Source organism: Amycolatopsis sp. NPDC114504, assembly GCF_055633595.1.
Map to the genome: position 1 here is coordinate 1,093,961 of NZ_JBVKDU010000005.1, position 26,450 is coordinate 1,120,410.

Genomic DNA, 26,450 nt, shown 5'->3' on the forward strand with positions numbered 1-26,450 from the left:
CATAACTTCGCCAAACGGCGGCGCCGCGGACCCCGGCGGGAGCGCGTCAGGTCCTGATCTTCGTCAAGACTTCACGAGTCCGGTCCCGTGCCGGGGATTCACTGGTGACGGCGGTGAGCTCCCGCAGCGCGCGCAGCTCCCACAGCGGGAACCCGAGCTCCTCGAACAGCCCCGCCGACGTCCGCAGCAGCCGCGCGGCCTCCGGTCCGGCCCCCTCGTCGGCGTGCGTCCGGCCGAGGCTGAGCAGGGTGTATCCGGCACCGCGCCGGTCCCGCAGCTCCCGGAACACCCCCATGGCGACCCGCAGGTGCCACCGCGCGCCCGCCGGATCACCGGTGCGGCGGCGCAGCTCGGCGAGGGAGCGGTGGGTGTAGGCGGCGGCGTGCCGGTGCCCGATCTGCTCGAACAGCGCCAGCGAGCGCGTCAGGCAGCGTTCGCCGTGGCCGAGCTCTCCCGCGTCGGTGTGCAGGTCGCCGAGGCTGCGCAGGACGTGGGCCTCCCAATGCCGCTCCCGGGTCCGGACGGCACCGCCGAGAGCACCGGTGAGCAGATCGGCCGCCTGGTCACAGCCACCGTGCCGGCGGAGGACATCGGCATAGCGCTTGGCGGCGTGATCGTGCCAGCGGCCGTCGTCGCATTCCCGGGCGAGCAGCATGCTGACCTCGAAGCTCTCGACGGCGCGTCGCACGTCCCCGACGTCCTCGGCCAGCGAGCCCAGCTGCGCTGCCGCGGCCGCCTGCCCATGACGATCGCCGCACTGGCGCAGCAGGTCGAGTGCCTCGACGAGCGCGGCTTCGGCGGCCTGCGGATCACCCCCGTCGAGGTCGACGTCGGCGAGCGCGGCCAGCACGGCGCCGGTGCCTTGCGGATCGTCCAGCTGCCGGAAGCGGTTCTCGGCCATGACGAAGTAGTTGCGCGCCTGCCGTCCGCGGCCGTGCTGGAGGTGGACGGAGCCGAGGTTGTAGAGCTTTTCGGCTTCGGCGTGCGGGTCTTGCCTGCGCCGGGCGGCGGCGAGGCCGAGGACCGACACGGCGCGGGCGGCGTGGCCGAGCCACGGGGTGCCGGCCAGGGCGGTGCACGTGTCGGCGAGGCGTTCGGTGAGGTCGTGCCAGCCGTGGGCGCCGGCCAGCCTCGCGGCGGCGGCGAGGTGCGCGGTTTCCGCGGCGGCCCAGCCCACGGGATCGGCGGCACCACGCGCCCCGAGCACGACCTCCGGTCTTGCCGGGCCATCACCGGCGTCACCCCGAGCAAGCCCGGCCGGGCCATACGACCCGCGCGCGGTCCCTTCCCCCACCAGGCCACCACCGGCCTCCCCCCGCGTGCGCTCCGCGAGGGCGAGCGTGACCTCGCACGCACGGCGCAGCGCGACCCCGTCCGTCTCCGGCGCCGCCCCCTCCGTCAGCACCAGCCGGGCGAACGGGGCCACCGCCCAGTGCGTCCCAGCCAGGTCCAGCAGGTGGGCACCGGCCAGCGTGTCGAGCCGGGCGCGGGCCTCGTCCAGAGGGCAGTCCAGCAGCGCCGCGGCGCACCAATCCGGTACCGGACCGGCGAAAGCCGCCAGCAAACGCAGCAGATACCGGTCCGGCGCCGGCCTCTCCCGCAGCTCCGACGTCACCACTGTCCGCACCGCGAGATCGCCCGCGGACAGCTCGTCGAGCCGGCGACGGTCGTCGGCGAGCCGGGCCGCGAGGTCGGCCACGCGCAGGTTCGGCCGCGCCGCCAGCTTCGCCCCGGCGATCCGGACCGCCAGTGCCAGCCCGGCGCAGTGGCCGAGAAGTCGTTGCGCCGCTTTGTGTTCCGCCCGCAGACGCGCCTCGCCCGCGATCGCCGCGAGCAACGCCCAGGCGTCCTCTGTAGACAGTCCGACGACCGGAACCGGCCGCGCTCCACACAAGCCCGGCAGCTCACGGCGCGCCGTGACCAGCGTCGCGCAGCCGGGACCGCTCGGCAGCAGCGCCCGCACCTGGGCCTCGCTGGTCACGTCCTCCAGCAGCACCAGCAGCCGCCGGTCCGCGGTGTAGCCGCGCCACAGCCCGGTCAGGCCCGCGCGGTCGGCCAGCTCCGCGGGCGTCGCGCCGAGCAGGCGCAGGAAGCCGGACAGCACGGTCGCCGGGTCCGCGTCGCGCAGTGACGCCGTCAGCTGGCCGTCGGGGAACCGGCGGCGCGCCCGCCAGGCCGCCTGGACGGCCAGCGCGGACTTCCCCGCGCCGGCGGCCCCGTGCAGCACCACCGGCCCCGGGCCGCGCAGGGCCCGGCCGACGTCGGCGAGCTCGCCCGCGCGGCCGGTGAAGTCGGGCACGGCCGGCGGCAGCTGGGCGGGCGGCCCCGGCGTCGTCCAGTCGGTGCCGGCGATCCGGCGGTACACCGCGACGAGGTCGTCGCCCGGCCAGACGCCCGCCTCTTCCCAGAGCGCCCGCCGCGTCCGCCGGAGCACCTCCAGCGCCGACTCGCGACGGCCGACGGCGCCGAGCGCGGACGCGAGCCGGGCGGCGAACCGCTCGTCGGCGGGGCGGGCCGCGACGACCGGGTCGAGCCGCTCGACGACGGCCCGGCCGTCCCCGTCGGCGAGCTCCAGCTCCACCAGCTGCAGCAACGCCGCTGAGCGCCGGTCCTCCAGCCAGAGCTTGTGCGCCTCCAGCAGCGGCCCGCCCGCGACGTCGGCGAAGGCGTCACCCCGCCAGCACGCCAAGGCCCGTTCGAGCGCGCGGCGGCGCTGCGCCCGGTCGTCGGCGCCGGAGGACAGCAGCGTCACGAAGTCGTCCGCGTCCAGCTCCCCCGGCTCGACGGCCAGCGCGTAGCCCCGCGGCCCCGAGAGCAGGCGCTGCCCGGCCTCGGCGGTCCCAAGTCCCGGCGAGAGCGTCTTGCGCAGCTTCGACACGGTGACCTGCACGATCGCCGCGGCGCTGGACGGCGCGCCGTCCGGCCACAGCTCGTCGACGAGGGTGTCGCGGCCGACGTACTGGCCGGCGCGCGCGAGCAGGACGGCGAGCAGCCGCCGCGGCTGGGCCGCCGACGGCAGCACGACGGAGGCCGTCATCGGGCCGAGGACCTGGAACCGCACGGCTACACCTCACCCGCGAGATCACCTGATCGAGCGGGGGTGAATGTAGCCCTCGGATGCCTGGCATTCCGCCCGATCACCCGGATGGCCGACGACGTTGGTTCAGGTGTGCGCGAGCAGTTTGCCCAGGAGCTCCGGGTTGTCCGCGAGCCCGGCCCGCAGCGTGTGTTCGCGCAGCGGCTTGAGGTCGCCGTAGGGCTGGTTCGCCCAGTCCAGGCCGCCCTGCGGCGGTTCCGGGTCGTACTCGATGGCGAACTGGACGTTCGTCGCGATCTGCCGCCCGGCCAGCCGTTCGACCAGGTGCAGCGCCAAGTCGATGCCGGCCGAGACGCCCGCCGCGGTGATCACCCGGCCGTCCTCGACCCAGCGCCGGGCGACCGGCGTCGCGCCCAGGCCGGTCAGCAGGTCGCGGAACATCCAGTGCGTCGTCGCCCGCTTGCCGTCGAGGAGCCCGGCCGCGCCGAGGATCATCGAGCCGGTGCAGACCGACGTCACCAGCTCGGCGCCGGCGGCCGCGGTCCGCAGCCAGGCGAGGAGACGCTCGTCCGACATCGCCTGAAGCGTCGGCACGGTGCCGCCGGGCACCAGCACCGCGTACGGCGACGGCACCTCGTCGAAGGTGTGGCTCGGCGCGACGCTCAGCGGCGTGTCGGTGCCGACGGTGTCCTTCGTGGCGCCCACGACGACGGTCCGGTAGGTCGCGTCCAGCTGGGCCAGGGCACTCAGCACCTGGAGCGGGCCCACCAGGTCCAGCGGTGTCAGCCCCGGGTAGACGACGAAGGCGAGGGTTTTCTGCTCAGCGGTCATGGCCCTCACCCTGGTGGGGGCCGCCGGCGCGGCGGGCGTGGATGTCCGGAATCCTGCGAACCGCGTCCGAAGGCCGGTCCGGCTGCTAGCGTGCGATCATGGCGGGTTCACCCAGACGGGTCACGATCGTCGGATTTCCCGACGTGGAGCTGCTGGACGTCGCCTGCCCGGCCGACGTCCTCGACGCCGCCAACCGCCACGGCGCCCGCCCGCCGTACGAGATCCGGCTGGCCACCATCGACGGCCAGGCCATCCGCACCTGCTCCGGCCTGATCCTGCAGCCCCACCTGCGGCTCGACCAGGTGGCGGGCGAGCTCGACACCCTGGTCGTCGCGGGCGGCTGGGGCAGCACGACGGCCGCGTCCGACGAGCGCGTGCTGGCCCACATCCGACGGCTCGCCCAGAGCAGCCGGCGGGTGGCGTCGGTCTGCACGGGCGCGGAGGTGCTCGCCGCGGCGGGCCTGCTCAACGGCCGCCGGGCGACGACCCACTGGCGCTGGGCGGCGAAGCTGGCGGAGGCCTACCCGGCGGTGACGGTCGATCCGGTGCCCCTCTACATCCGGCACGGCAACGTCTACACGGCCGCCGGGGTCACCAGCGGGCTCGACCTGACCATGGCGCTCGTCGAGGCCGACCACGGGCCGACGCTGGCTCGCGAGGTCGCCCGTTCGCTGGTGACCTACCTGCAGCGGCCGGGGAACCAGGCCCAGGTCAGCCTGTTCCTGGCGGGCCCGCCGCCGGAGCACCGCGAGGTCCGCGACCTGACCGCGTACATCGCCGAGCACCTCGACGAAGACCTCGGCACGCCGGCGCTGGCGGCCCGCGCGGGGATCAGCACCCGCCAGCTGACCCGCCTGTTCGACGCGCACCTCGGTACGACGCCGGGCAAGTACGTCCGCACGATCCGCACCGAACACGCGGCCCGGCTCCTGTCCGGCAGCGACCTCCCGCTCGCGACGATCGCCCGCCGCTGCGGCTTCGGCTCGACGGAGACCCTGCGGCAGGCCTTCCTCGACCACTTCGACACCCCGCCGTCGGCCTACCGCCGGGTCCACGTCCGCCAGACCCACAGCTGACGCCGTGTCGTCCATCGGCGTACGCGTGTCGTCCGGCTGAGTACGCGTGTCGTCCCTTCCCGTACCCGGACCGCGATGGACGACACGCGTACCTGGACGGACGACACGCGTATCCGGATGGACGACACGGCGCATCCGGACGAACCGGGCCGTCGGCGGCCCCTCGCGCGGGACGGCGGATCCCGCTGTCAGGATGTGCGCGTGGACCGCCCCGACCTGGACGACGACGCAACCGGCCCGATTCGCCGGATCACGGACGACGTGTCCGCTTCGCCGGGCGGAACGCCCCGGAAACCCGTCCGCCGGACGCCGCCCGAGGGCGCGCGCCGCCGGACCGACACCGGACCGCAGCGGGTCCCGAACACCGGCGCCCAGCGCGTCCCCACCGGCGACAAGCGGACCGACACCGGGCCCCAGCGCGCCGCGCGCCGTGGCGACACCGGACCCCAGCGGGTGCCGGCCAAGCCGCGCCCGGCGAAAAAGCCCGAACCCAAGACCGGACACGGGCATGGCCACGGGCACGGCCACGGACCCGCCGCCCCGGCGTCGAAACGGGTCCGGCTCCTGCTGATCTGGATGCTCGCGCCCCTCGCGCTGGCCACCGTCGTCGGCATGATCGTGCTCTACCCCTGGGGCAAACCGGACCCGACGAGCGTCGTCCCACAGGGCACGCCCGTGGCCGCGAACATCACCGCCACCAATACGGGCCCCTGCCTCGCCCAGGGCCAGGTGCAGGTCGGCGACCAGACGGACCCGAACGCGAAACCCTGCCTGACCGCCGACCTCACCATGACCGACGGCCCGGCGAGCGGGAAGCAGCTCAAGCTGACCGTGCCGATCGAGCCGAGCACCCCGCGGTTCAGCGCGGGCGACGCCGTCGTGCTCGCCTACAACGGCGGGAACGCGAACGACCCGGCGAGCTTCCAGCTGGTCGACTTCCAGCGCGGCACGCCGCTGCTCCTGCTCGCCGCGCTCTTCGCGGTCGCGGTGCTGGTGCTCGGCCGCTGGCAGGGCCTCGCCGCGCTCGTCGCGCTCGGCCTGTCCTTCCTCGTGATCGCGCTGTTCATCCTCCCGGCCATCCTCGCCGGCGAGAACCCGCTGGTCGTGGCCATCGCCGGCTCCGGCGCGATCATGTTCATCGCGCTCTACCTGACCCACGGCCTGACGGCGAGGACGTCCGCGGCCGTCCTCGGCACGCTCGCCAGCCTCGCCCTCATCGGCGTCCTGTCGGCGATCTTCTCCGCCGCGGCGTCGCTGACCGGGCTCGACGACAGCACGTCGACCCTGATCGGCTCACTGGGCCACGGCATCGACTCGCGCGGCCTGCTGCTCGCCGGCGTCGTGATCGGTGCGCTCGGCGTGCTCGACGACGTCACCGTCACCCAGACCAGCGCCGTCTGGGAGCTGCGCCGCGCCAACCCGGACCTGAGCTGGCAGGAGCTGTACCGCTCGGGCCTGCGGATCGGCCGCGACCACGTCGGTTCGGCGGTCAACACGCTCGTCATGGCCTACGCCGGGGCCGCGCTGCCGGTGCTGCTGTACTCGTCGATCTCCGGCGTCGGGCTGGGTGCGCTGCTCGGCAGCGAGGAGATCGCACAGGAGATCATCCGGACGCTCGCCGGCAGCGTCGGCATCGTGGCGGCCGTCCCGGTGACGACGGTCCTGGCCGCGCTGATCGCCTCACGCGAGCCCGCCGGGTACCTCAGCAGCACCAAGAAGGCCGTTCCGTCCCACCCGTAACACCGGCGCACCCCGAGCGCGGCCGACCAGCGAGAACGCGGTAGGAAGGCGGCAGCCGACCCGGGAGGCGCCATGTTCCTGCTCGCCGGACCGCGGTGCCTCGTGCGGGGCGCGCTGCGGGTGGTCACGGCCACCGTCCAGGCCGTCGAGTCCCTGCCCCGGATCGCGGCCGCCCTCGACGACGTCCGCGCCACCCTGCACCATGTCGAGCGCCTGGCCGCGTACATCGCGCAGGAGGTGCCGGAGCTCGTCTACCAGCTCGAACAGCTCCGCGAGGCCGACGAAGAGCTCAGTCGAGAGTCGCCACGAACCGGCTGACGGCCTCCATCGTGAACCGCTGCACGTACTTGCCCGACGGCGCCACCGACGCCAGCCGGTAGAGCGGGCGGTCGGCCACGCCGGAGCCGCGCGCTTCGGCCTTCAGCTCGGCGACCAGCAGCTCGCCGAACACGAGGCCGTTCGCCTCGACGTTGTTCATCAGCGCGTTCGCCAGCTTCCGCAGCTGCAGGATGCCCAGCTCGCGCCCGCCCGTCCCGGAGAACACGGCGAGGTCCACCTTCCCCACCTTGCCCCGCTGGCCGGCGTTGACCAGCAGGCTGACCGTGCGCGAGCCCCGGACGTCGCCGATCACCAGGTCGAGGCGCGTCGCGGCGACCAGGTCGACCCGGCGCAGCCCCCAGGTGCGCACGAGCAGCGTGGAGCCCTCCAGCCAGACGCGGCGCCGGATGCTGACCGCCATCACGTACAGCAGCGGCAGCGCGATCACCAGCGCGACGATCAACCCGATCAGGGTCCCGCCGATGAGGCCCGCGACGCCGCCGAACGCCGCGGCGACGATCACCACGCCGATGACGCCCGAGGTCCCGCGGCGACGGCGGCCGCGCGGGTCCTCCTCGAACAGCGCCACCCGTTCCGGCTGCTCCTCGGCCATGCTCACGCCCCCGTCCCGGCGAGGAACGGGTTGCCCGCGCGTTCCCGGCCGATCGTCGTCGCCGGGCCGTGGCCCGGCAGCACCACCGTGTCGTCCGGCAGGCCCTCCAGCAGTGCGAGCACCGCCTCCGGGTCGGCGCCGCGGCCGACCGACCCGGCGAACAGCGTGTCGCCGGTCAGCGCGAGCCGCCCGCCCTCCGAGGTCTCCAGGCCCAGCACCACCGAGCCGGGCGTGTGCCCGGGCAGGTGCCGGACATCGACGGCCAAACCGGCGAAAGTGCCGGAACCGAGCGGCACGCTCTCGCCGTCGTACAGCGCGGCGTCGGCGGGGTGCAGGTGCAGCGGGACGCCGTGCTCGGCCGACAGCGACGCGGCCGAAGCGACGTGGTCGGGGTGCCCGTGGGTGGCGACGAGCGCCGCCGGGACCAGCCGGTGTTCCGCGAGCGCGTCGGCCAGCGGAGCGGCCACCTCCTGCCCCGGATCCACGACCACGCACGGCCCGCCGGCGGCCTTCGCCAGCAGGTAGCAGTTGGCCTGCAGCGGGCCGCTGCCGAACCCGACGACGAGCACCGAACGCCTCCCGGACATCCGCGCCGGATGGCGCCGATCACGATCGGGTTGAGACTAGCGGGCCCTGTACATGGTCCTCACAGGCTGTGCCCATACACTGCCGCTACCTCAGACGTGTGACACAAGCGGAAACCTGGAGGGTACGGGGTGGCGACCAACCAGCAGCGCCGCGAAGCTGCGAAGCGCAAGCTCGAGAGGCAGCTCGAGCGCCGATTGGAGCAGCAGAAGCGACGCAGGAGGATCGGCGCTGGTGTCGTCGGCGTGGCCGTGCTCGTCGTCGCGGGCGTGGTGGTGTGGATCGTGAGCGCCAACGGCGGTGACAGCACCGACACCGCGGCGTCGTCGTCGGCCGCTCCGCCGCCGACCGACCTCCAGATCCCGACGCAGCGCACGGCGCTGCCGAAGCGGACGACCGCGCTGCCGAACCCGACGACGTGCGACTTCAAGGCCGACACGACGGGCAAGGCGCCGAAGAAGGTGAACCTGCCCGACGGCAAGAACGTCGCGTCGACCGGCACGGTGAACGTGACGCTGAAGAGCACGGCGGGCGACATCCCGCTGACGCTCGACCGGGCGCTCGCGCCCTGCGCGGTGCAGAGCTTCATCAGCCTCGCGAAGCAGAACTTCTACAACGACACCATGTGCCACCGGCTGGGCACCGAGGGCCTGCAGATGCTGCAGTGCGGTGACCCGTCGGCGACCGGCGACCCGACCCAGGACGGCCAGGGTGGCCCCGGCTACACGATGCCGGACGAGGCGTTCCCGGAGATCAAGTACGGCCGCGGCATCCTCGCGATGGCGAAGACGTCCGCCCCGAACTCCGGCGGCAGCCAGTTCTTCATGGTCTACGGCAGCGCCGAAGGCCTCCCGGCGGACTACTCGGTGTTCGGCAGCATCAGCGACGAGGGCCTGAAGGTGCTCGACGCGGTCGCCAAGGCGGGCATCGCGAACCCGAACCCGCAGGACGGCACCGGGGCCCCGACCAAGCAGGTCAAGTTCACGGGCGTCACCGTCTCGTAGCGACGCGGCGCATCGAGCTGAACGGGGATCCGCTCGGCCCGGACGCCTTCGTCGCGGGAATGACCTCCTACGGTCACTTCACCGCGACGCAGGTCCGGGACGGGCGGGTCCACCGAGCTCACGCTCCACCTCGAACGGATCCGCCGCGGGTGAAGCACTTCGGCCGCCGACCTCCGCGGCTTCGACCCGGCTCGCCCCCTCCCCACCGCAAGATCTGAACCGCGCCCGCTCCGGCCCCGTGTTAAGGGGCAACACCGGGACCCGCCGGGGTCGCCGGGGAGAGGGTGGGAGAACCATGGCCGAAAACCGGGTTCCCGCGGTGCGCCGCGTTCTCGGACGGGCCGGGCAGGCCGGAGCCGCCGGCGTCCTCTTCGCCGTGCTCGCCGGCGGGCCCGCGCTCGCGCAGGCCACCCCGCCGCCCCCGGTCAAGTACTACATCGTCCCGCACGCCGACAACCCCGACGACATCACGCTGTTCAGGATCGCGGAGCGGGCCCTCGGCGATGGGAACCGGTTCCCCGAGATCTTCCGGCTCAACCAGGGCCGGCCGCGCCCGGACGGGACGCCGTTCACCGATCCCACCGCGATCGAACCCGGCCAGGTGCTGCAGCTGCCCGACGACGCCAAGGACCCCGCCGTGCAGTTCGGCCCGCTGCCGACCGCTCCCCCGGCCGTTCCGCAGGCGAAACCCGCCGAAGAGCCCTCCGGTCTCGGCGTCGGGCTCGCCTCGGCGGTCAGCGGCACCGGGGGTCTGCTGACCGGCCTGATCGCCGGGCTCTGGTGGCGACGCCGACCGCGGATCCTTCCGCCGCCGCCGTTCGAAACCGTCGACGACGAGGACGACACCGGCGCCGGCTCGGTCAGCGGCACCCTGCCGATCCCGATCGTGCCGCCCGAGGTGCTGTACCCGGAACCGATCACCACCGAGCTCTCGATCATCGTGCTCGACACGGCCGAGACACAGGTGGTCGCCGCGGTCCGGCCCGGCTCGCGGTTCCACTTCCGGATCGGCGGGAAACCGGACTTCGCCGACAGCTCCACCGTGCTCGTCGTCGACGGCGAAGACGACCAGCCCTGAGCTGAACGGCTCAACCGGCGCCGGAACACTGGCCATCGGCCCGCCGGTGCCGCGATAGTCGAACGATGACCTCGGATCCGTTCGGGACGCTGCGGAAGACGCTCTGGATCGGTGGGGCCCCGTGGACGGGCAAGTCCACCGTCGCCCGGCTGCTGGCCGCGCGCCACGGGCTGACGGCCTACCACCACGACGATCGGACCCGCCCCGCCACCACCCCGGCCGACACCACCCCGGCCGACGACGGCCCGGCCGGCGACCAGCTGACCGCGGTGCTGGCCGAGTTCCGGCAGCGGTTCGAGTACGCGCTGGACGAGCTGCGCGCGTGGGAGTCGCCGCGGCCGATCGTCGCCGAGGGCCGCGGGCTGCGCCCGGAGCTGGTCGCCCCGCTGGTGGACTCGCCGAGCCGGATGGTCGTGCTGGTGCCGACCGAGCTGTTCCGCCAGCACCAGCTCCGGCACCAGCCGGACGCGCCGGCGATCCCGCGCCAGCGGACCCGGCTCACGCGCGACCGGATGCTCGCCGCCCAGGCCGTGCGGTCGGCGCGGGAGCTCGGCATCCGCGTCATCGAGATCGACGGCCGGCTCGATCCGGCCGGCGTCACCGACGTGGTCGCCGAGCATTTCCGCGCATACCTCGACGTCTGACGCCGCTGCGTCCGATGTGGACAGTCGAAGCGTCAGCGATGGGTGAAGCGCGGCGGACGCCGCTCGAGGAACGCGGCGACGCCCTCCGCGTAGTCCACGCCGTGCAGCGCTTCGGACCGGATCTCCTCGACCTCCGCGTCCGAAGTCTCTTGTCCCGCCACGATTTTCTCGATGATCCGGTTCATCCCGCGGATCGAGGCCTGCGAGCGCGAGCAGAGCGTCGAGACGAACTCCAGCGTCGAGGCCTCCAGGTCTTCGGCCGGGAAGACGTCGTTGAGCAGCCCGATCCCGCGGGCCCGGTCCGCCGTGATCAGCTCGCCCGACAGGAGGAAGTACTTGGCGTGCGCCGGGCCGACCAGCGACACCAGCTGGCGCGTCGAGTCGAAGTGGTAGACGATGCCGAGCTTCGCCGGGGTGATGCCGAACCGGGACCCCTCGGCCGCGAAGCGGAAGTCGCACGCGACCGACACCTGGCAGCCGCCGCCGATGCAGTTGCCCTGGATCATCGCCACCGACGGCTTGCGCATCGCGGTCAACGCCGCGACCGCGCCCTCGACCGCCTTGTCGTAGCTCGCCGCGCCGTCCGCCGTGGTGCGCAGCTCGCCGAACTCGCTGATGTCCGCGCCGGCCGAGAAGTGCTTCCCCGCGCCCGCGATCACGAGCACCTTCAGCGCCGGGTCGGCCTCCACCTCGGCCACCACGTCCGGGATCGCCGACCACATGCCGTAGGTGATCGCGTTCATCTTCTCCGGGCGGGTCAGCGTCAGCCGGGCGACTTCGCCGTCGCGCGTCAGGTCGAATCCGTCGGTCATGAACCGCACCTTAGCTTCTCGCCCTGAGCGAAAAGTGCGGTGTGTGACACGGTCGTGTCGCTAGCTTGGGGCCATGGCGATGATCGAGGTGGGCGGGACGGCGTTCGGGTACGACGAAGCGGGTGAGGGGCCCGCGGTCGTGCTGCTGCACGCCGCGATCGGCGACCGCCGGATGTGGGACGCCCAGTTCGCCTCGCTCGCCGCCACGAACCGGGTGATCCGCTACGACCGCCGCGGCTTCGGCGAAACCGCCGACGGCCCCGGCGAGTACGCCCACTACGAGGACCTGCTGGCCCTGCTCGATGCCCGGGGGATCGAGCAGGCCACGCTGGTCGGGGCGTCGATGGGCGGGGCGTGCGCGCTGGACGCCGCCCTGGCCGCGCCGGAGCGGGTCACCCGGCTGGCGCTGCTCGGCTCGGGCCTGACCGGGCACGCCTGGCCGGACCACATGCAGCGGGACATCGCGGAGCTGACCGCGGAGGTGGACCCGGCCGGGCGCCTCGCCCGTTACGCCGCCCGCGAAATCGACGTCGACGAGGCCGACGTGCGGGCCATGGCGGAGGCCAACATCCGCTACCTCGTCGCCGGCCCGGGGCGGGACGTCTCCGTGCTGCCGACCGGCATGCTCGCACTGGTCAGGGAAATGTGCGCGCAGGTCTACCGGCACGACTGGACGGCTCCACAGTGGACGGAGCGGATCCCCGACACGCGGCACCGGCTCGGCGAGATCGCGACCCCCGCCCTGGTCGTGATCGGGACGGCGGACGCGCTCGGGCTCATCGAGCTTTCCCATCACCTCGCGGAGTCATTGCCGAACGCCGAACTGGTCGAGCTGCCCGACACCGGTCACCTTCCCTCGATGGAACGGCCCGACGAGGTCAACGCTTTGCTGCGGAAGGTCCTCAGCTGAAGATCTTCTGCACCTGGTCGGAGATCTTCGCGACCAGCTCGGAGAACTGCACCACCCCGCCCAGCAGGCCCTTGACCTTCTCCCACCGGGTGCGCACCAGCGCGGGCTCCGCCGCGTCGCCGGCCCGCAGGTCGCCGGCCAGGTCGGTCAGCGTGTCCTCCAGCACCTCCTGCTTCGCGAGGTCCTTCCCGCGCACCTCGGCCGTCAGCCGCTCGACCAGTTCGAGCAGCGAGGAGACCGTGGCGTCGGCGTCGCCGCCCGCGATGCCGGTCTGGGTGATCCGGCCCGAGTTGTCGCCGCCGATGCTGACCTTGTTCGTGATCCGGTGTCCCCGCGCCATCAGGCCTCCGTTCCGGCCGGGCGGCCGGTCGTCCGGGGCGCGCGGGGGCCGCGCAGCCCGGTCTGGGTGATCGGGGCGCGGTTGTCGCCGCCGATGGTGATGTCGTTGTTGATGACGACCGCCGCCTGCTCGTCGAACTTCGCCGTCAAGAACCCGGCGTCGCCGAGCAGCCCGCCGATCGTCGGCAGGAGCCTGCTCTCGATGATCTTCTCGTACCGTTCGACGTCGACGAGCTGGAAGTAGTCGGTGAACAGGTTCACCGACGCGAGCTCGCGCAGGGTGTTCGCGGCGCCGTAGCGCTCCGGGTCGAGGACGCCGGCCTCGCGCTTGGGCTGCCGGATCCACGACGCCAGGTTCCCGATCCGGCCGGGCAGGCTCGCCGGCAGCTCCAGCCACGCGAGCAGCCCCTGGCCGTACGGGCGCAGGGACTCCTGGCGCATCCTGTCCACCACCCGGTACTCGGCCCGGATCGGCGGCAGCATGAACGGCGTCCACTCGACGTACAGCGTCGTGTCGTCCACCGCCAGGTGCAGGAACGTGGTGAGCACCAGGTCCCGGTCCCAGGTCTCCACCTGGAAGCACAGGTAGTAGCGCGCCCACTCCTTCGGTTCCCGGCGGATCCGTTCGACGTCGGCCTCGCTCAGCCGGGTGTGCGGCGGGTACTCGATGTCCGGCAGGAAGGCCGCGGTCTCGCTCTCCCCCAGGTGGTCGACGAGCTCGGCGGCCGGGGTGAACACCGCCTCGGTCACGGTCAGCCCGCCGAGGCGGCGGTCCGGGGACAGCGCGGCCGAGCGGCGGAGGTCGCCGATCGCCCCGCGGATCTCCTCGTACAACGTCTCGGTGGTGAGCTCGCGGCGCTCTTCCGGGTCGGTTCCGTCGTCGTCGACGCGCTCCAGCGGGATGGCCATGGACCAGGCGCCGCGCCGGAAACCCGCGCCCACGAAGGGTTTGTAGCCGCGGTACACGACCAGGGGCGCGCCGGGCGTCCCGGCGAACTCGTCGCCGCGCTGGTAGCGGCCGAGCTGCGCGCGGAAGTCTTCGGTGAACAGCCCGGTGAGGCTGCCGCTGTCGGGGGCGGGCGGCGCGAAGCGCTTGAAGCGCGTCGTGAGCAGGTTCCACAGCGACCAGCGCTCGAACGTCACGACCATCAGCACGACCGCGGCGAGCACGATCCCGAGGACGAACCGGGCGGTGTCGCCGCCCGAGGTGTCGCCGTACTCGACGTCGGCGTAGTAGCGCGACGAGGAGTACCGGCTGCCGGAGCCGAAGATCTCGTCCGAGTAGGAGAGCAGCAGCCAGACGACCACGACGGCGACGGCCAGCAGGGCGAGCACCCTCGGGTTGAGCTGCCGTTCGGTCTGCGGCGCGTTCCGGCCCGTCCGCGCGATCATCAGCACGATCGAAAGCACGATCCACCCGTACAGCAACGGGTTGTCCCACGACAGCCCGATGACGACGGCCATGAGCAGCACCAGCACGCCGTCGTAGTTCTTCCGGCGCGCCCGCGCCCGCACCGCCTCGGTGAGCACGCGGCCCGCGTCGAGGCCCGGCGACGGCGGCACCGGCCGGGTCGGCTCGACGAGGAACTCGGTGATCGCCCGCTTGCTGTACCGGGGGTCGAGGTAGGAAGCCGCGCAGAGGTAGCGCGTGGTGTCGTCGGCCGTGCCAGGGGACATGCGCGCTCCCTCGGGGAAATTCCGGAAAGACCCACCCTGCAATTTGCCGACCGTAGCATGCACATCCCGGACACGGGACGGCATTTCGGGCACCGGTTACGCCAGCAGTTTCGCGGTCAGTTCCCCGCGGCTGCGGACGTCCACCTTCCCGAACACGGACTTGAGGTGGTCCCCCACGGTGTGCGCGGAGATGCCGAGCCGGCCGGCGATGTCCGAAGTGGACCGCCCCGCCAAGACCTCGCGGCAGACGTCGCGTTCGCGCGCGGTCAGGCCGTACGCGGCGAGCAGCACGCTCAGCAGCTCGGCTCCCGACGCGCGGCCGACCGTCACCACCGTCTCGTCGTCGGAACCGGTGACCAGCCGGCTCGCGTGCAGCACGATCCAGCCGCCGCGGGCGTCGCGGACCCGCGCGCGGAAGGTTCCGGTCGCCGCCGCCCGCGCGCCGGTCACCACCGCGCGCAGCAGCACCGCGAACCGGCCGGGGGCGATCGCGTCCAGTTCGGACCGCCACCCCGCGGCCGCCGCGGTGGCCGCCCGCTGCCGGCCGTCCGGGCCGGCCACGACGATCGCCGGGTCCGCCCGCTCCCCCGCGTCCCGCGTGCGCGCGGCCACCCGCGTCGCCGCCGCCACCGCCGGCGCGATCGCCGTCAGGAACTCGACTTCGCGGTCGTTGAACTCGCCGCTGCGCACCAGACCGGCCGCGCCCCACGACGTGCCGTCGACCCGGAACACCACGCGCAGCTCGTGACGCAGGCCCAGCGGCCGCCAGACCTCGTTGAGCCGCCCGCTGCGCTCGACATCCCGGTGCGGCAGGTCCGAAAGCCGGGCGACCGGGACCGGCCGGGCGGCCAGCTCGGCGAACGTGTGGGGCTGGGCGCCGTCGTACTCGTAGGTCGCCAGCAGCGGCTCGTACTCCCCCGGGATCCGGGCGCGCCCGCTGGTCATCGAGCTGATCACGGCCGTGTCCGGGTCCAGCGACGCCCAGCACGTGAGCTCCGCGGGCACCACGCGCTCGACGAGCTCGATCGCGGCGGCGTGCAGCTCGGCGACCCCGAGGCCCGCCGTCGCGAGCGCGGCGATGTCACGCCGCGCGCCCTGCGCGAGTCCCTCCCACATGGACGCAGTATGCGCCGCGCCGTGGCCTCGGGGTATCCCACGATTCCGGGATGGCCGCCGGCTCCCCCGGTTTCCACACTCGGCGGCATGACCCATTTCAGCGCCCCGGGCGAAGGCCCGGAACTCGATTCGAAGGACGCGCGGATCACCGTCAAGGTCGGCGCCGAGCACACCGGCGGCGCCTATGAGCTGTTCGAGGTCGACGCGCCCCGCGGGCCGTCGGTCCCGCCGCACGCCGAGCCGTGGGCGAAGAGCTTCTACGTGCTGCACGGGCGCATCACGGTCTACGTCGACGGCGAGCTGCACGACCTCGGCCCCGGCGCGTCGATCAGCATCCCGGCGGGCGCGGTCAACACGTTCACCGTGCACACGCCGTCGGCGCAGTTCCTCGCGGTGGGCTTGACCGCCGCGATGGGACGCTTCTTCCGCGACGTCGACCAGGCCCCACCGGAGCGGATCCCGGAGATCGCGAGCCGGCACGGCATCGAAATGGCCCGGCCGTGAACGCCGTCGTCCAGGTCTTCGCCGGGATCGCGGCGCTGGTGCACCTGCTCGCGTTCACCTGGGAGGTCGTGCTGTTCGAACGGCCGGGCGTGCACCGGGACATCTTCCGCATCCCGACCGAGAACCTGCCCGCCACGCGGCTGTGGTCGTTCAACGTCGGGTTCTACAACCTGTTCCTCGCCGCCGGCCCGATCACCGGACTGATCCTGCTGCACACGGGAAACACCGCCGCCGGGCAAGCGCTGGTGCTCTACTGCTGCGGGTTCATGGCGCTGGCGGGCGTCTCCCTCGGGGTGTCGGACCTGCTGGCGCTCAGCCGTCCCCGCGGCAGTGGCCGCGGCGGCGCGCTCGCGCAGGCCGTGCCGCCGCTCGTCGCCCTGGTCGCGGCGCTGTTCTAGCCGGGCTCGATCAGCTGCTCGCTCCAGGCCCGGATGGCCGCGGCCTGCTCGGGCGCGAGGCGGTCGAGGACGAGCCGGCGGATGTTGGCGCCGTGGGCCCGGGTGGCACTCTCCGCCGTCCGGCGTCCTTCCGCCGTCAGCTCGACGCCGGTGCGACGGCCGGTGGCGCCGTCCTCGGTCCGCGCCACCAGGCCGCGGTTCTCCATGCGCGTCAGCAGGTGTGCGACGCGGCTCTTCTCCCAGTCGAGCGCGTCGGCCAGCTCGCCGACACGCATCGGCTTCCGCAGCGTCATCAGGACGCTGAACTCGGCCTTCGAAATGCCGCAGTCGCGCTGCAGGCCGCGGTCGAGCTCCCGGGCGAGCAGCCGCTGCGCGCGCATCCAGGTGTCCCAGAACGCCCACTCCGCCGGCTCCAGCATGGGAGTAGCATACAGAGTTGACGCGTCAACTCCTGGAGGAGACCGATGAAGACACTGCTTCGCGGCGGCATGGTGGTCAGCATGGATCCGGCGCTCGGGGACCTTCCCCGTGGCGACGTGCTCATCGAGGACGGCCGGATCGCCGCCATCGGCGCCACGCTCGACGCCGACACCGAGATCGCCGACGCCGAGATCGTCGACGCGACAGGGAAGATCGTGCTGCCCGGGTTCGTCGACACGCACCGGCACACCTGGCAGACGGCGTTCCGCGGCCTCGGCGCGGACTGGACGTTCGACCAGTACCGCGTCGCCGCGCACGGCACGCTCAAACCGCACTACCGGGCCGACGACGTCTACTTGGGCAACCTCCTCGGCCGCCTCGAAGCGCTGAACTCCGGCGTCACGACCATGCTCGACTGGTTCCACTGCGCCCTCCACCCGGAGAACGCCGACGCCGCGATCGCCGGGCTGCACGACGCACCCGGCCACTCGATCTTCTGCTACGGCGCCGACGGGCCGGACATCGCGCCGGAGATCCGGTGGGTGCGGGCCCTGCTGCCGGGCGACGACATGGCACTCGGCCTGCGCGGCCCGGTGGTGTCCACAATGGACGAAACGGCCGCCGATGTCGCGCTGGCACGGGAACTCGGGCTGCGGGTCAGCATGCACGTCCACGGCACTGGCGGCTGGCCGTACGGCGACCGGCCGATCGCCGGGATGCGGGACCGCGGGCTGCTCGACGAGCGCACGACCATCGTGCACGGCAACGACCTGTCCGACGACCAGCTCGTGATGCTGGCCGAGGCGGGGTGTTCGGTGTCGGTCAGCCCGGACGTCGAGCTGAAGATGGGCTTCGCGCCGCCGGTGACCGGCCGGGCGCTCGCCGCCGGCCTCCGCCCGACGCTGTCGGTCGACGACTGCCTGTCCGCCGGCGGCGACCTGTTCGGCGCCATGCGCACGGCACTGGCCGCCGAGCGCGGCGGCGTCACGGCTCGCGACGTCCTCGAGTTCGCCACGGTGGACGGCGCCCGGGCCTGCGGGCGCAACGGCGGCCGCCTCGCCGTCGGCCGCGACGCGGACCTGGTCCTGCTGGACGCCGAGGACCTCTCGGTCTTCCCCGTCGGCGACCCGGTCCGCACCATCGTCAGCGCCGGTCACCCCGGGCTGGTGGACAGCGTCTACGTCGCCGGCAAGGCGGTCAAACGGCACGGGCGCCTGCTCGACGTCGACTTGCCGCCTTTGCGCGCGCGGCTCCTGGAGTCACGCGAGCGCATCGCCGCGGCCGCCGGCGTCGCCGTCGACGGGTCGTGGACGCTCTAGGAAGCCGACGTCACGCGGTAGACGTCGTAGACGCCTTCCACGCCGCGGACCACCTTGAGGACGTGGCCGAGGTGCTTCGGGTCGCCCATCTCGAACGAGAACCGGCTGACCGCGACCCGGTCGCGGGACGTCGTCACCGATGCCGAGAGGATGTTGACCTTCTCGTCGGCCAGCACCTTCGTCACGTCCGACAGGAGCCGGTGGCGGTCGAGCGCCTCGACCTGGATCGCCACCAGGAACACCGAGGACGCCGACGGCGCCCATTCGACCTCGACCAGCCGCTCGGGCTGGGACTGCAGGTCGCCGGCGTTCGTGCAGTCGGTGCGGTGCACCGAAACGCCGCCGCCGCGGGTCACGAAGCCGAGGATCTCGTCGCCCGGCACCGGGGTGCAGCAGCGGGCGAGCTTGGCCCAGACGTCGCTGGCGCCCTTGACCACCACGCCGACGTCGTTGGAGCCGCGGCGCCGGGTGACGGTCGAGGGCGTCGCGCGCTCGGCGAGCTCCTCCTCCGCCGCGTCGACCCCGCCGATCAGCGCGACCAGCCGCTGCACGACGTGCTTCGCGCTCGTGTGGCCCTCGCCGACCGCCGCGTAGAGCGACGAGATGTCGGCGTGGCGCAGCTCGGTGGCGACCGCGCCCATCGACTCCGCGGAGACCAGCCGCTGGATCGGCAGGCCGACCTTGCGGATCTCCTTGGTGATGGCTTCCTTGCCGCCTTCGATCGCCTCGTCGCGGCGTTCCTTGGCGAACCACTGCCGGATCTTCGCGCGCGCCTTCGGCGACCCGGCGAACTGCAGCCAGTCGCGGCTCGGGCCGGCGCTCTCCGCCTTCGACGTGAAGATCTCGACGACTTCGCCGTTCTCCAGCTTGCGTTCCAGCGCCACCAGGCGGCCGTTGACGCGAGCGCCGATGCAGCGGTGCCCGACCTCGGTGTGCACGGCGTAGGCGAAGTCGACCGGCGTCGACTCGACGGGCAACGTGATGACGTCGCCCTTCGGCGTGAACACGAAGATCTCGCGCGAGGCCAGCTCGTAGCGCAGCGACTCGAGGAAGTCGCCCGGGTCCGCCGCCTCGCGCTGCCAGTCGAGGAGCTGGCGCATCCACGCCATCTCGTCGACGTCCACGGAGTTGCCGTTGTGCGTGCCCTTGGTTTCCTTGTACCGCCAGTGCGCGGCGATGCCGTACTCGGCGGTGCGGTGCATCTCGTAGGTGCGGATCTGCACCTCGAGGGGCTTGCCGTCCGGGCCGATCACCGTGGTGTGCAGCGACTGGTAGACGCCGAACCGCGGCTGGGCGATGTAGTCCTTGAAGCGTCCGGGGACGGGCTGCCACAGCGCGTGGACGACGCCCATCGCCGCGTAGCAGTCGCGGACGTCCTCGACCAGGATCCGCACGCCGACGAGGTCGTGGATGTCGTCCAGGTCGCGGCCGCGGACGATCATCTTCTGGTGGATCGAGTAGTAGTGCTTCGGCCGGCCCTCGACCTTCGCGGTGATCCGCGACGACACGAGGTTGCTGGTCAGGTCGGTGATGACCGACCGCAGGTAGATGTCGCGCGAGGGCGCGCGGTCGGCGACCAGGCGCACGATCTCGTCGTACTTCTTGGGCTGCAGGATGGCGAACGCGAGGTCTTCCAGCTCCCACTTGACCGTGGCCATGCCGAGCCGGTGCGCGAGCGGGGCGAGGACTTCGAGCGTTTCGCGGGCCTTGCGGGCCTGCTTCTCCGGCGGCAGGAAGCGCATGGTGCGCATGTTGTGCAGCCGGTCGGCGAGCTTGATGACCAGGACGCGCGGGTCCTTGGCCATCGCGATGACCATCTTGCGGATGGTCTCGGCCTCGGCGGAGGTGCCGAGCTTGACCTTGTCCAGCTTGGTGACGCCGTCGACGAGCTCGGCGACCTTCTCGCCGAAGTCGGCCTTCAGGCTCTCGACGGCGTAGCCGGTGTCCTCGACGGTGTCGTGCAGCAGCGCCGCGACGAGGGTCGTGGTGTCCATGCCCAGCTCGGCGAGGATGGTCGCGACGGCGAGCGGGTGGGTGATGTACGGGTCACCGGACTTGCGCCGCTGGTTCCGGTGCAGTTCCTCGGCGACGTCGTAGGCGCGCTGCAGCAGCCCGAGGTCGGCGTTGGGGTGGAGCTCGCGGTGGATGACGGCCAGCGGTTCGAGGACCTGCTTGACCGGGGCCGCGCGCTGCGCGGTGATCCGCCGGGCCAGGCGCGCCCGGACCCGCCGGGTCGCGGACGGGTTCGGCGCCGCACCGTTCGGCTTCGGCGGCTGGGCCGCCGCCTGCCCGTTCTGCTGGGCGCCCTCTTTCGAGGGCACTGCGGCGTCGAGCTCCTGGCTCACCCGCACCTCCTGCTGCTCGTGCGGCCTTTCGAACCACCAGGGTAGCCGTTGCGCCTCGCGGCCCTCTCGGGTGCGCCCGTTCAGGGGGATGTGACGCCCGCGACCAGGGGCTTCACCCCGCGGATTCGCCTCGCGGGTGGGCCCATCACCCCGACGCCCGATTGTGACTACGGACGGTGGTACCGCGTCAAGGCGGGAAAGCGTGCCTTGACCCGGCACCACCGTCCGTGTTCTGGCTTCGGATCGGGGTGGCGGGGGCGGCCTGGGTGGGGTGCCCCGTGCGGGCCGGCTGTCCGGCAACCCTCTCAGCAGGTCTGCAAGGCGTGGACCTTCCGGCCGCCGAGGACCTCGCGGCCCCGCAGGGCACCCAGCTCCAGCACCACCGACATGCTGTCGACGACGGCTCCCACGTCCTCCAGGAGCTTGCCCGTCGCCGCGACCGTGCCGCCCGTGGCCAGGACGTCGTCGAGGATCGCGATGCGCTGGCCCGGTCGGACCACGCCCGCCGGGAGCTCGACCGTCGCCGTGCCGTACTCCAGCGCGTAGTCCACCCGGCCCGCCACCCGCGGGAGCTTGCCCGGCTTGCGGACCAGCACCACGCCGAGGCCGCGGGCGTACCCGACGGCCGCGGCGAGGAGGAACCCGCGGGCCTCCACGCCGGCGAGCGCCTCGACGCCATCGTCGAGGGTGCCCGCCAGCGCGTCGGTCACCGCTTTGAACGCGCCCGCGTCCGCGAACAGCGGACTCAGATCACGGAACAGCACGCCGGGCTCCGGGAAGTCCGGCACCTCGGCGATCAGGCCGAGGGCGTCGTCCAGCCGCACGTCAGCGCTTCCGCTTGCCCGCGGGCTTGCCGGACGGGCGCTGCTTCTGGATCCGGGCGGGGACGCTGGCCGCGGCCGCGTACGCCTTCTCCTTGCGCAGCTCCGCCGCCAGGGAGTCGTCGTCCGACGCGTCGAAGTCCTCCGCGCCGGCCGCCTTGCGCTCCTGGCTGATCCGGCGCTGCTGGACCCGCTCGGCCTGCTGCCGGTACTTCGGGTCGCGCATCTTGAAGTCGACCAGCAGCGGCGTCGCCAGTGCCACCGACGACAGGACGCCGACGAGGGTACCGGTCAGCTGCACCAGCGCCAGGTCCTGCAGCGTGCCCGAGCCGAGCAGGACGTACCCGACGATCAGCAGGCCCAGGATCGGCAGCAGCGCGATGAACGCGGTGTTGAACGACCGCATCAGGGTCTGGTTCAGCGCCAGGTTCGCGGCCTCGCCGTAGGTGCGGCGGGTCAGGCCGAGCAGGCCGCGCGTGTTCTCGCGGACCTTGTCGAACACCACCACCGTGTCGTACAGCGAGAACCCGAGGATCGTCAGCAGGCCGATGACCGTCGCCGGCGTGACCTCGAAGCCGACCAGCGAGTAGACGCCGGCCGTGACCAGGATGTCGTGCAGCAGCGAGATGAGCGCCGCCGCGGCCATCCGCGCGTCGAAGTAGATCGCCAGGAAGATGACGACCGCGACGAGGAACACCGCAAGCGCCAGCAACGCCTTCTGCGAGATCTCGCCGCCCCAGGACGCGCTCACCGCGCTGTCACTGATCGCCTGCACACTCGGCTGCTTGTTGCTGCCGATCGGGCCCAGGTCCTGGAACAGGGTCTGCTTGACCTTCGCGACGTCGGCCGCGTCCAGCGTGTCGGTGCGGATCTGGATGGTCGACGCCGCACCGGAGCCGACCTTCTGCGCCTCCGCGGCCGGGCGGCCGAGCGCCTTCTGGAACGACTCCTTCGCCTGCTCCTCGGTGATCACGCCGTGGATGCCGTTGGCCGGCATCTGAATCTGCGTGCCGCCCTCGAACTCGATGCCGAGGTTGAAGCCCCGGAAGACCATCGACGCGAGGCAGACCAGCACCAGGCCGGAGAAGAACAGGTACCAGCGCTTGCGCTTGCCGACGACGTCGAACGCGCCGGTGCCGACGTAGAGCCGGTGGAAGACGCTTTCCTTCTTGCCGGGCTTGGCCGCCACCTTGACGTCGCCGTCGGCGTCCGTGCCCGAATTCTCGACCGCCACGTCAGGCCTCCTTCACGTTCGCGCGGCCGACCGTGGTCGACTTCCTACGCTGCGAACCCACTTGCTGCACGGCGCCGAGGCCCAGGTTCCTCGGATTGGACAGGAACGACGACTTCGACGTGGACACGATGGCCACCAGCGGGTGCGTCACCAGGTACACGACCACGAGGTCGAGCACCGTGGACATACCGAGGGTGAACGCGAAGCCCTGCACGTCGCCGACCGCGATGATGTACAGGATCGCCGCGGCCAGGAAGCTCACGCCGTCGGAGGCCAGGATGGTGCGCCGGGCGCGGACCCAGCCGCGTGGCACCGCGGACCGGAACGTCCGGCCCTCCCGGATCTCGTCTTTCAGCCGTTCGAAGTAGATGACGAACGAGTCCGCCGTGATGCCGATCGCGATGATCAGGCCGGCGATGCCCGCGAGGTCCAGCGTGTAGCCGATCCAGCGGCCGAGCAGCACCAGCACGGCGAACACCAGCGCGCCGGACAGGGCCAGCGACAGGATGGTGAGCACGCCGAGCAGGCGGTAGTAGAACAGGCAGTAGATGAACACCACCAGCAGGCCGATGCCACCGGCGATGAGCCCGGCCTGCAGCGAAGCCAGGCCGAGGGTCGCCGACACCGTGGTCGCGTCCGAGGACGAGAACGACAGCGGCAGCGAGCCGTACTTGAGGATGTCCGAGAGGTCCTTCGCCTCGGCCTGCGTGAACTTGCCGGTGATCTGGGTGTTGCCGTCGAGGATGGCGACCTGGATGTTCGGCGCGGACACGACCTGCGTGTCGAGGACGAAGGCGGCCTGCTGGTTGACGTTCTTCGACGTGAAGTCGGCCCAGATCTTGGTGCCCTCGCTCTTGAAGCTGAGGTTCACCACCCACTGGCCGTTCTGCGTGTTGTAGGTCGAGTTCGCGTCGGCGATCTCGGTGCCCGGCAGGAACTCCGGCTCCAGCAGGTACTTGTACGTGTCGTGGTCACCGCAGGCGACCAGCGGCAGCTTCGGGTCGTCGTTGCCCTCGAGCGGGTCCTTGGCGTTGGGCGCGCAGGTGAGCGTCGCCATCGCCTGGGCGACGAGCTCCTGGTTCGGCTGGCCGTCGGCGCCGATCAGGTCCTTGTTCTGCCGGATCGCCTTCGCGGCCTGGATCTCCTTCGCCGTGTCGGCGTCCACGGAGCCGTCCGTGGGTGCCGGAGCCTGGCTCGACGCGGGCGGCGGCGTGGTGCTGCTGCTCGGCGGGGCCGGCGTGGTGCTCTGCTGCTGCGCGGGCGCCGCGGCGGGGGCACCGCCACCACCGGCGGCCGGGCTCGACGGCGGAGCGCTGGAGCTGGCCTTCGGCGCGCCCGAGCTGGACGGCGGGGCCGAGCTGCTCGGGGCCCCCGAGGTCGGCGTACCGGTGGCCGGCGGCGGCGTCGTGGTCTGCGGCGGAACGACCGGCTGCGTCGCGTTCGCGACGACCTTCCGGAAGCCCAGCTTCGCGGTCTTGCCCAGGTTCTTCGCCTGGTCACCCTGCTCGCCGGGGACCGTGATGACGACGTTGTTGCCGTCCAGGAGGACCTCGGTGCCGCTGACGCCGATCCCGTTGACGCGCCGCTCGATGATCTGGCGGGCCTGGTTCAGGGACTCGCGGGTCGGCTGACCGCCGTCGGGGGTGCGGGCGGTGAGCGTGACGCGGGTGCCGCCCTGCAGGTCGATGCCCAGCTTCGGGGTCGGCTTGTGGTTGCCGGTGAGGAACACCAGCGCGTACAGCACGATCACGATCAAGGCGAACAGGGCGAGATAGCGTCCCGGGCGGAGATGCCCGGCTGAAGCTGCCACGGTGCTTCGGTCTCCTCGGACGGGGTGGACCCCAAAGTTGCGGTGCCCGCCCGGAGGGTTACCGGGAGGGACTGTGTGCGATTCACTCCCGGGCACGGGTATGACGGCGGACACGCACGCAGCACCGAGACAGTACTCGGTGCTGCGTGAGCCCGGCGTGCGAGGCCACACCGACTTTCGTCGGAGGTTTTCGCGGCCCGCCCCAGGGTGCCGCGGGGGTTACTTCTTGCCGTGCTCCAGCGGCGGCGCCACCTGAGCGGTGGTCTGCGGCTCGTCGTCGTTCTTGATGCCGGAGCTCGACTCGATGATCGACTCCTCGGCGGGAGCGTCCGACACCTCGTCGGCGCTGTCCTCGTCGGTCTCGACGACCGGCTCGACCTTCTCGCGGACGGCGAGCCGCAGCCAGGTCGTGACGACGCCGGGGGCGATCTCGATGTCGATCGTGTTGTCGCCGGAGGCGTCGGCGACGGTGCCGTAGAGACCCGAGGTGGTCATCACGCGGTCACCGGCGGACAGGCTGCTCTGCAGGTCCTGCTGCGCGGCCTGCTGCTTCTTCTGCTTGCGGGTGCTCATCACCAGCGGGACGGCGAGGACGAGCACGAGCAGCAGGGGCAGCAATAGCTGTTGCATGGTTCTCCGTTCGACGGACTCCGGGCCCAGCCGAAATGTCCGGTTTTTGGGTATGTGCTCCGGTCAAGTGTGCCAGGTACCAGCGTGGACGCCAGCACCCACCCGCCGGTTCCGGCCGCTCAGTCCTGCTCGAACGACGAGAGCCCGCCCGGGTCGGGGCGCCCCGGGTGGTCGGCGGGCGGCACCAGGCCGAGGTGCTCCCAGGCGGCCGCCGTGGCGACCCGGCCCCGCGGGGTGCGGGCGAGCATACCGGCGCGCACCAGGTAGGGCTCGCACACCTCTTCCACGGTGGTCGACTCCTCCCCCACGGCGACCGCCAGCGTCGAAATGCCGACCGGCCCCCCGCCGAACGACTTGGTCAGCGCGGTGAGCACGGCGCGGTCGAGCCGGTCGAGGCCCAGCTCGTCGACGTCGTAGACGGCCAGCGCCGCGCGGGCGACCGCCACGGTCACCTTGCCGTCGGCGCGGACCTCGGCGTAGTCGCGGACGCGTCGCAGCAGCCGGTTCGCGATCCGGGGCGTGCCCCGCGAGCGGCCGGCGATCTCCTGGCAGGCGTCGCGGTCGATCGGGATGTCGAGGATGGTCGCCGCGCGGCGGACGACCAGCTCCAGCTCGGTGTCGGTGTAGAACTCCATCTGGCCGGTGAAGCCGAACCGGTCGCGCAGCGGGCCGGTCAGCGAACCCGAACGCGTAGTGGCCCCGACCAGCGTGAACGGCGCGATCTCCAGCGGGATGCTGGTGGCGCCGGGGCCCTTGCCGACGACGACGTCGACCCGGAAGTCCTCCATCGCGAGGTAGAGCATCTCCTCGGCGGGGCGGGCGATCCGGTGGATCTCGTCGATGAAGAGGACGTCGCCGGGCGCCAGGTTGGACAGCATCGCGGCGAGGTCGCCCGCGCGTTCCAGCGCCGGGCCGGAGGTGATCCGGATGGCCGCGCCCAGCTCGGCCGCCACGATCATCGCCATCGACGTCTTGCCCAGCCCGGGCGGGCCGGACAGCAGGACGTGGTCGGGCGGCACCCCGCGGCGGCGCGCGCTCTCCAGCACCAGCTCCAGCTGCTCGCGCACGCGCGGCTGACCGACGAACTCGTCGAGCTTGCGCGGCCGCAGCGTCCCCTCGACGTCGTTGTCGCCGGTCTGGGCCCACGCCGAGAGGGCTTCGTCTTCCTCCACGGCTTCATACTCCACGG

At 72.5% G+C, this 26,450-nt stretch carries 25 protein-coding genes; 10 read left to right on the forward strand and 15 right to left on the reverse strand.

All coding sequences use genetic code 11. The annotated features are described in order from the left end of the window. Window positions 1-46: 46 nt before the first annotated feature. Complete coding sequence (locus ACZ7PG_RS41165) at window positions 47-3,061, reverse strand: AfsR/SARP family transcriptional regulator (protein ID WP_470244620.1); 3,015 nt, start codon at window positions 3,059-3,061, stop codon at window positions 47-49. A gap of 102 nt (window positions 3,062-3,163) precedes the next feature. Beyond that, entirely contained in the window at window positions 3,164-3,868 is a 705-nt protein-coding gene (locus ACZ7PG_RS41170) for a DJ-1/PfpI family protein (protein ID WP_470244621.1), read from the reverse strand. A 98-nt stretch (window positions 3,869-3,966) separates the two neighbouring features. Here ACZ7PG_RS41170 and ACZ7PG_RS41175 point away from each other — a divergent pair, with 98 nt between their 5' ends. From ACZ7PG_RS41175 to ACZ7PG_RS41185, 3 genes are all read left to right on the forward strand, one after another. Beyond that, complete coding sequence (locus ACZ7PG_RS41175; protein ID WP_470244622.1) at window positions 3,967-4,944, forward strand: GlxA family transcriptional regulator; 978 nt, start codon at window positions 3,967-3,969, stop codon at window positions 4,942-4,944. A 201-nt stretch (window positions 4,945-5,145) separates the two neighbouring features. Further along, window positions 5,146-6,684 carry a YibE/F family protein gene (locus tag ACZ7PG_RS41180; RefSeq protein ID WP_470244623.1) on the forward strand — a complete coding sequence of 513 codons (1,539 nt, stop codon included), beginning with the start codon at window positions 5,146-5,148 and terminating at the stop codon, window positions 6,682-6,684. Window positions 6,685-6,756: 72 nt separating this feature from the next. After that, window positions 6,757-7,002: a hypothetical protein gene (locus ACZ7PG_RS41185; protein ID WP_470244624.1), complete on the forward strand. Its 246-nt coding sequence runs from the start codon at window positions 6,757-6,759 to the stop codon at window positions 7,000-7,002. Here ACZ7PG_RS41185 and ACZ7PG_RS41190 read toward each other — a convergent pair. After that, window positions 6,974-7,615 (reverse strand): hypothetical protein, encoded by a 642-nt coding sequence (locus ACZ7PG_RS41190; protein WP_470244726.1) that lies wholly within the window; start codon window positions 7,613-7,615, stop codon window positions 6,974-6,976. The genes ACZ7PG_RS41185 and ACZ7PG_RS41190 overlap by 29 nt on opposite strands. Before the next feature lie 2 nt (window positions 7,616-7,617). Then, complete coding sequence (locus tag ACZ7PG_RS41195; RefSeq protein ID WP_470244727.1) at window positions 7,618-8,184, reverse strand: MBL fold metallo-hydrolase; 567 nt, start codon at window positions 8,182-8,184, stop codon at window positions 7,618-7,620. A gap of 147 nt (window positions 8,185-8,331) precedes the next feature. Between ACZ7PG_RS41195 and ACZ7PG_RS41200 the strand changes: the two genes are divergently transcribed. The 3 genes from ACZ7PG_RS41200 (at window position 8,332) to ACZ7PG_RS41210 (ending at window position 10,926) form a co-directional block, all read left to right on the forward strand. Further along, complete coding sequence (locus tag ACZ7PG_RS41200) at window positions 8,332-9,204, forward strand: peptidylprolyl isomerase (RefSeq protein WP_470244625.1); 873 nt, start codon at window positions 8,332-8,334, stop codon at window positions 9,202-9,204. 295 nt (window positions 9,205-9,499) lie between these two features. Beyond that, window positions 9,500-10,282, forward strand: a complete 783-nt coding sequence (locus tag ACZ7PG_RS41205; RefSeq protein WP_470244626.1) for a LysM peptidoglycan-binding domain-containing protein — start codon at window positions 9,500-9,502, stop codon at window positions 10,280-10,282. Between the two features lie 65 nt (window positions 10,283-10,347). Continuing rightward, the gene (locus ACZ7PG_RS41210) at window positions 10,348-10,926 is read left to right on the forward strand and encodes a hypothetical protein (RefSeq protein WP_470244627.1); all 579 of its coding nucleotides are present in this window, start codon (window positions 10,348-10,350) and stop codon (window positions 10,924-10,926) included. A 32-nt stretch (window positions 10,927-10,958) separates the two neighbouring features. Here ACZ7PG_RS41210 and ACZ7PG_RS41215 read toward each other — a convergent pair whose 3' ends face one another. Further along, on the reverse strand, window positions 10,959-11,738 hold the full coding sequence (locus ACZ7PG_RS41215; protein WP_470244628.1) for an enoyl-CoA hydratase/isomerase family protein: 780 nt from the start codon (window positions 11,736-11,738) through the stop codon (window positions 10,959-10,961). 73 nt (window positions 11,739-11,811) lie between these two features. On the opposite strand from ACZ7PG_RS41215, the gene ACZ7PG_RS41220 reads away from it, so the two are divergent. Further along, complete coding sequence (locus ACZ7PG_RS41220; RefSeq protein WP_470244629.1) at window positions 11,812-12,648, forward strand: alpha/beta fold hydrolase; 837 nt, start codon at window positions 11,812-11,814, stop codon at window positions 12,646-12,648. On the opposite strand, the gene ACZ7PG_RS41225 is transcribed toward ACZ7PG_RS41220, so the two are convergent. From ACZ7PG_RS41225 to ACZ7PG_RS41235, 3 genes are all read right to left on the reverse strand, one after another. Beyond that, entirely contained in the window at window positions 12,641-12,988 is a 348-nt protein-coding gene (locus ACZ7PG_RS41225; protein ID WP_470244630.1) for a hypothetical protein, read from the reverse strand. The two genes, ACZ7PG_RS41220 and ACZ7PG_RS41225, sit on opposite strands and share 8 nt — an antisense overlap. Further along, window positions 12,988-14,664, reverse strand: a complete 1,677-nt coding sequence (locus ACZ7PG_RS41230) for a hypothetical protein (protein ID WP_470244631.1) — start codon at window positions 14,662-14,664, stop codon at window positions 12,988-12,990. Before ACZ7PG_RS41230 ends, ACZ7PG_RS41225 begins: the two co-directional genes overlap by 1 nt. Before the next feature lie 96 nt (window positions 14,665-14,760). Next, window positions 14,761-15,780 (reverse strand): helix-turn-helix transcriptional regulator, encoded by a 1,020-nt coding sequence (locus ACZ7PG_RS41235; protein ID WP_470244632.1) that lies wholly within the window; start codon window positions 15,778-15,780, stop codon window positions 14,761-14,763. Window positions 15,781-15,867: 87 nt separating this feature from the next. Between ACZ7PG_RS41235 and ACZ7PG_RS41240 the strand changes: the two genes are divergently transcribed. Both ACZ7PG_RS41240 and ACZ7PG_RS41245 read left to right on the forward strand, forming a co-directional pair. Further along, a complete protein-coding gene (locus ACZ7PG_RS41240; protein ID WP_470244633.1) occupies window positions 15,868-16,284 on the forward strand; it encodes a cupin domain-containing protein in 417 nt (138 codons plus the stop codon). After that, window positions 16,281-16,682, forward strand: coding sequence for a DUF1304 domain-containing protein (locus ACZ7PG_RS41245; RefSeq protein WP_470244634.1), 402 nt, complete (start codon window positions 16,281-16,283; stop codon window positions 16,680-16,682). The genes ACZ7PG_RS41240 and ACZ7PG_RS41245 overlap by 4 nt, the downstream gene beginning before the upstream one ends. On the opposite strand, the gene ACZ7PG_RS41250 is transcribed toward ACZ7PG_RS41245, so the two are convergent. Then, window positions 16,679-17,101: a MarR family winged helix-turn-helix transcriptional regulator gene (locus ACZ7PG_RS41250; protein WP_155549622.1), complete on the reverse strand. Its 423-nt coding sequence runs from the start codon at window positions 17,099-17,101 to the stop codon at window positions 16,679-16,681. The genes ACZ7PG_RS41245 and ACZ7PG_RS41250 overlap by 4 nt on opposite strands. Window positions 17,102-17,146: 45 nt before the next feature. Between ACZ7PG_RS41250 and ACZ7PG_RS41255 the strand changes: the two genes are divergently transcribed. Continuing rightward, window positions 17,147-18,421, forward strand: coding sequence for an amidohydrolase family protein (locus tag ACZ7PG_RS41255; protein WP_470244635.1), 1,275 nt, complete (start codon window positions 17,147-17,149; stop codon window positions 18,419-18,421). Here ACZ7PG_RS41255 and ACZ7PG_RS41260 read toward each other — a convergent pair. From ACZ7PG_RS41260 to ruvB, 6 genes are all read right to left on the reverse strand, one after another. Next, window positions 18,418-20,766 carry a RelA/SpoT family protein gene (locus ACZ7PG_RS41260; RefSeq protein ID WP_470244636.1) on the reverse strand — a complete coding sequence of 783 codons (2,349 nt, stop codon included), beginning with the start codon at window positions 20,764-20,766 and terminating at the stop codon, window positions 18,418-18,420. The genes ACZ7PG_RS41255 and ACZ7PG_RS41260 overlap by 4 nt on opposite strands. A 305-nt stretch (window positions 20,767-21,071) precedes the next feature. Further along, window positions 21,072-21,590, reverse strand: a complete 519-nt coding sequence (locus ACZ7PG_RS41265; RefSeq protein ID WP_470244637.1) for an adenine phosphoribosyltransferase — start codon at window positions 21,588-21,590, stop codon at window positions 21,072-21,074. A 1-nt stretch (window position 21,591) separates the two neighbouring features. Further along, window positions 21,592-22,821, reverse strand: coding sequence for a protein translocase subunit SecF (gene secF, locus ACZ7PG_RS41270; RefSeq protein ID WP_470244638.1), 1,230 nt, complete (start codon window positions 22,819-22,821; stop codon window positions 21,592-21,594). Between the two features lies 1 nt (window position 22,822). Continuing rightward, entirely contained in the window at window positions 22,823-24,631 is a 1,809-nt protein-coding gene (gene secD, locus ACZ7PG_RS41275) for a protein translocase subunit SecD (RefSeq protein WP_470244639.1), read from the reverse strand. Between the two features lie 219 nt (window positions 24,632-24,850). After that, complete coding sequence (yajC, locus tag ACZ7PG_RS41280; protein WP_470244640.1) at window positions 24,851-25,261, reverse strand: preprotein translocase subunit YajC; 411 nt, start codon at window positions 25,259-25,261, stop codon at window positions 24,851-24,853. Between the two features lie 119 nt (window positions 25,262-25,380). Beyond that, the gene (gene ruvB, locus ACZ7PG_RS41285) at window positions 25,381-26,448 is read right to left on the reverse strand and encodes a Holliday junction branch migration DNA helicase RuvB (protein WP_470244641.1); all 1,068 of its coding nucleotides are present in this window, start codon (window positions 26,446-26,448) and stop codon (window positions 25,381-25,383) included. Window positions 26,449-26,450 lie beyond the last annotated feature (2 nt).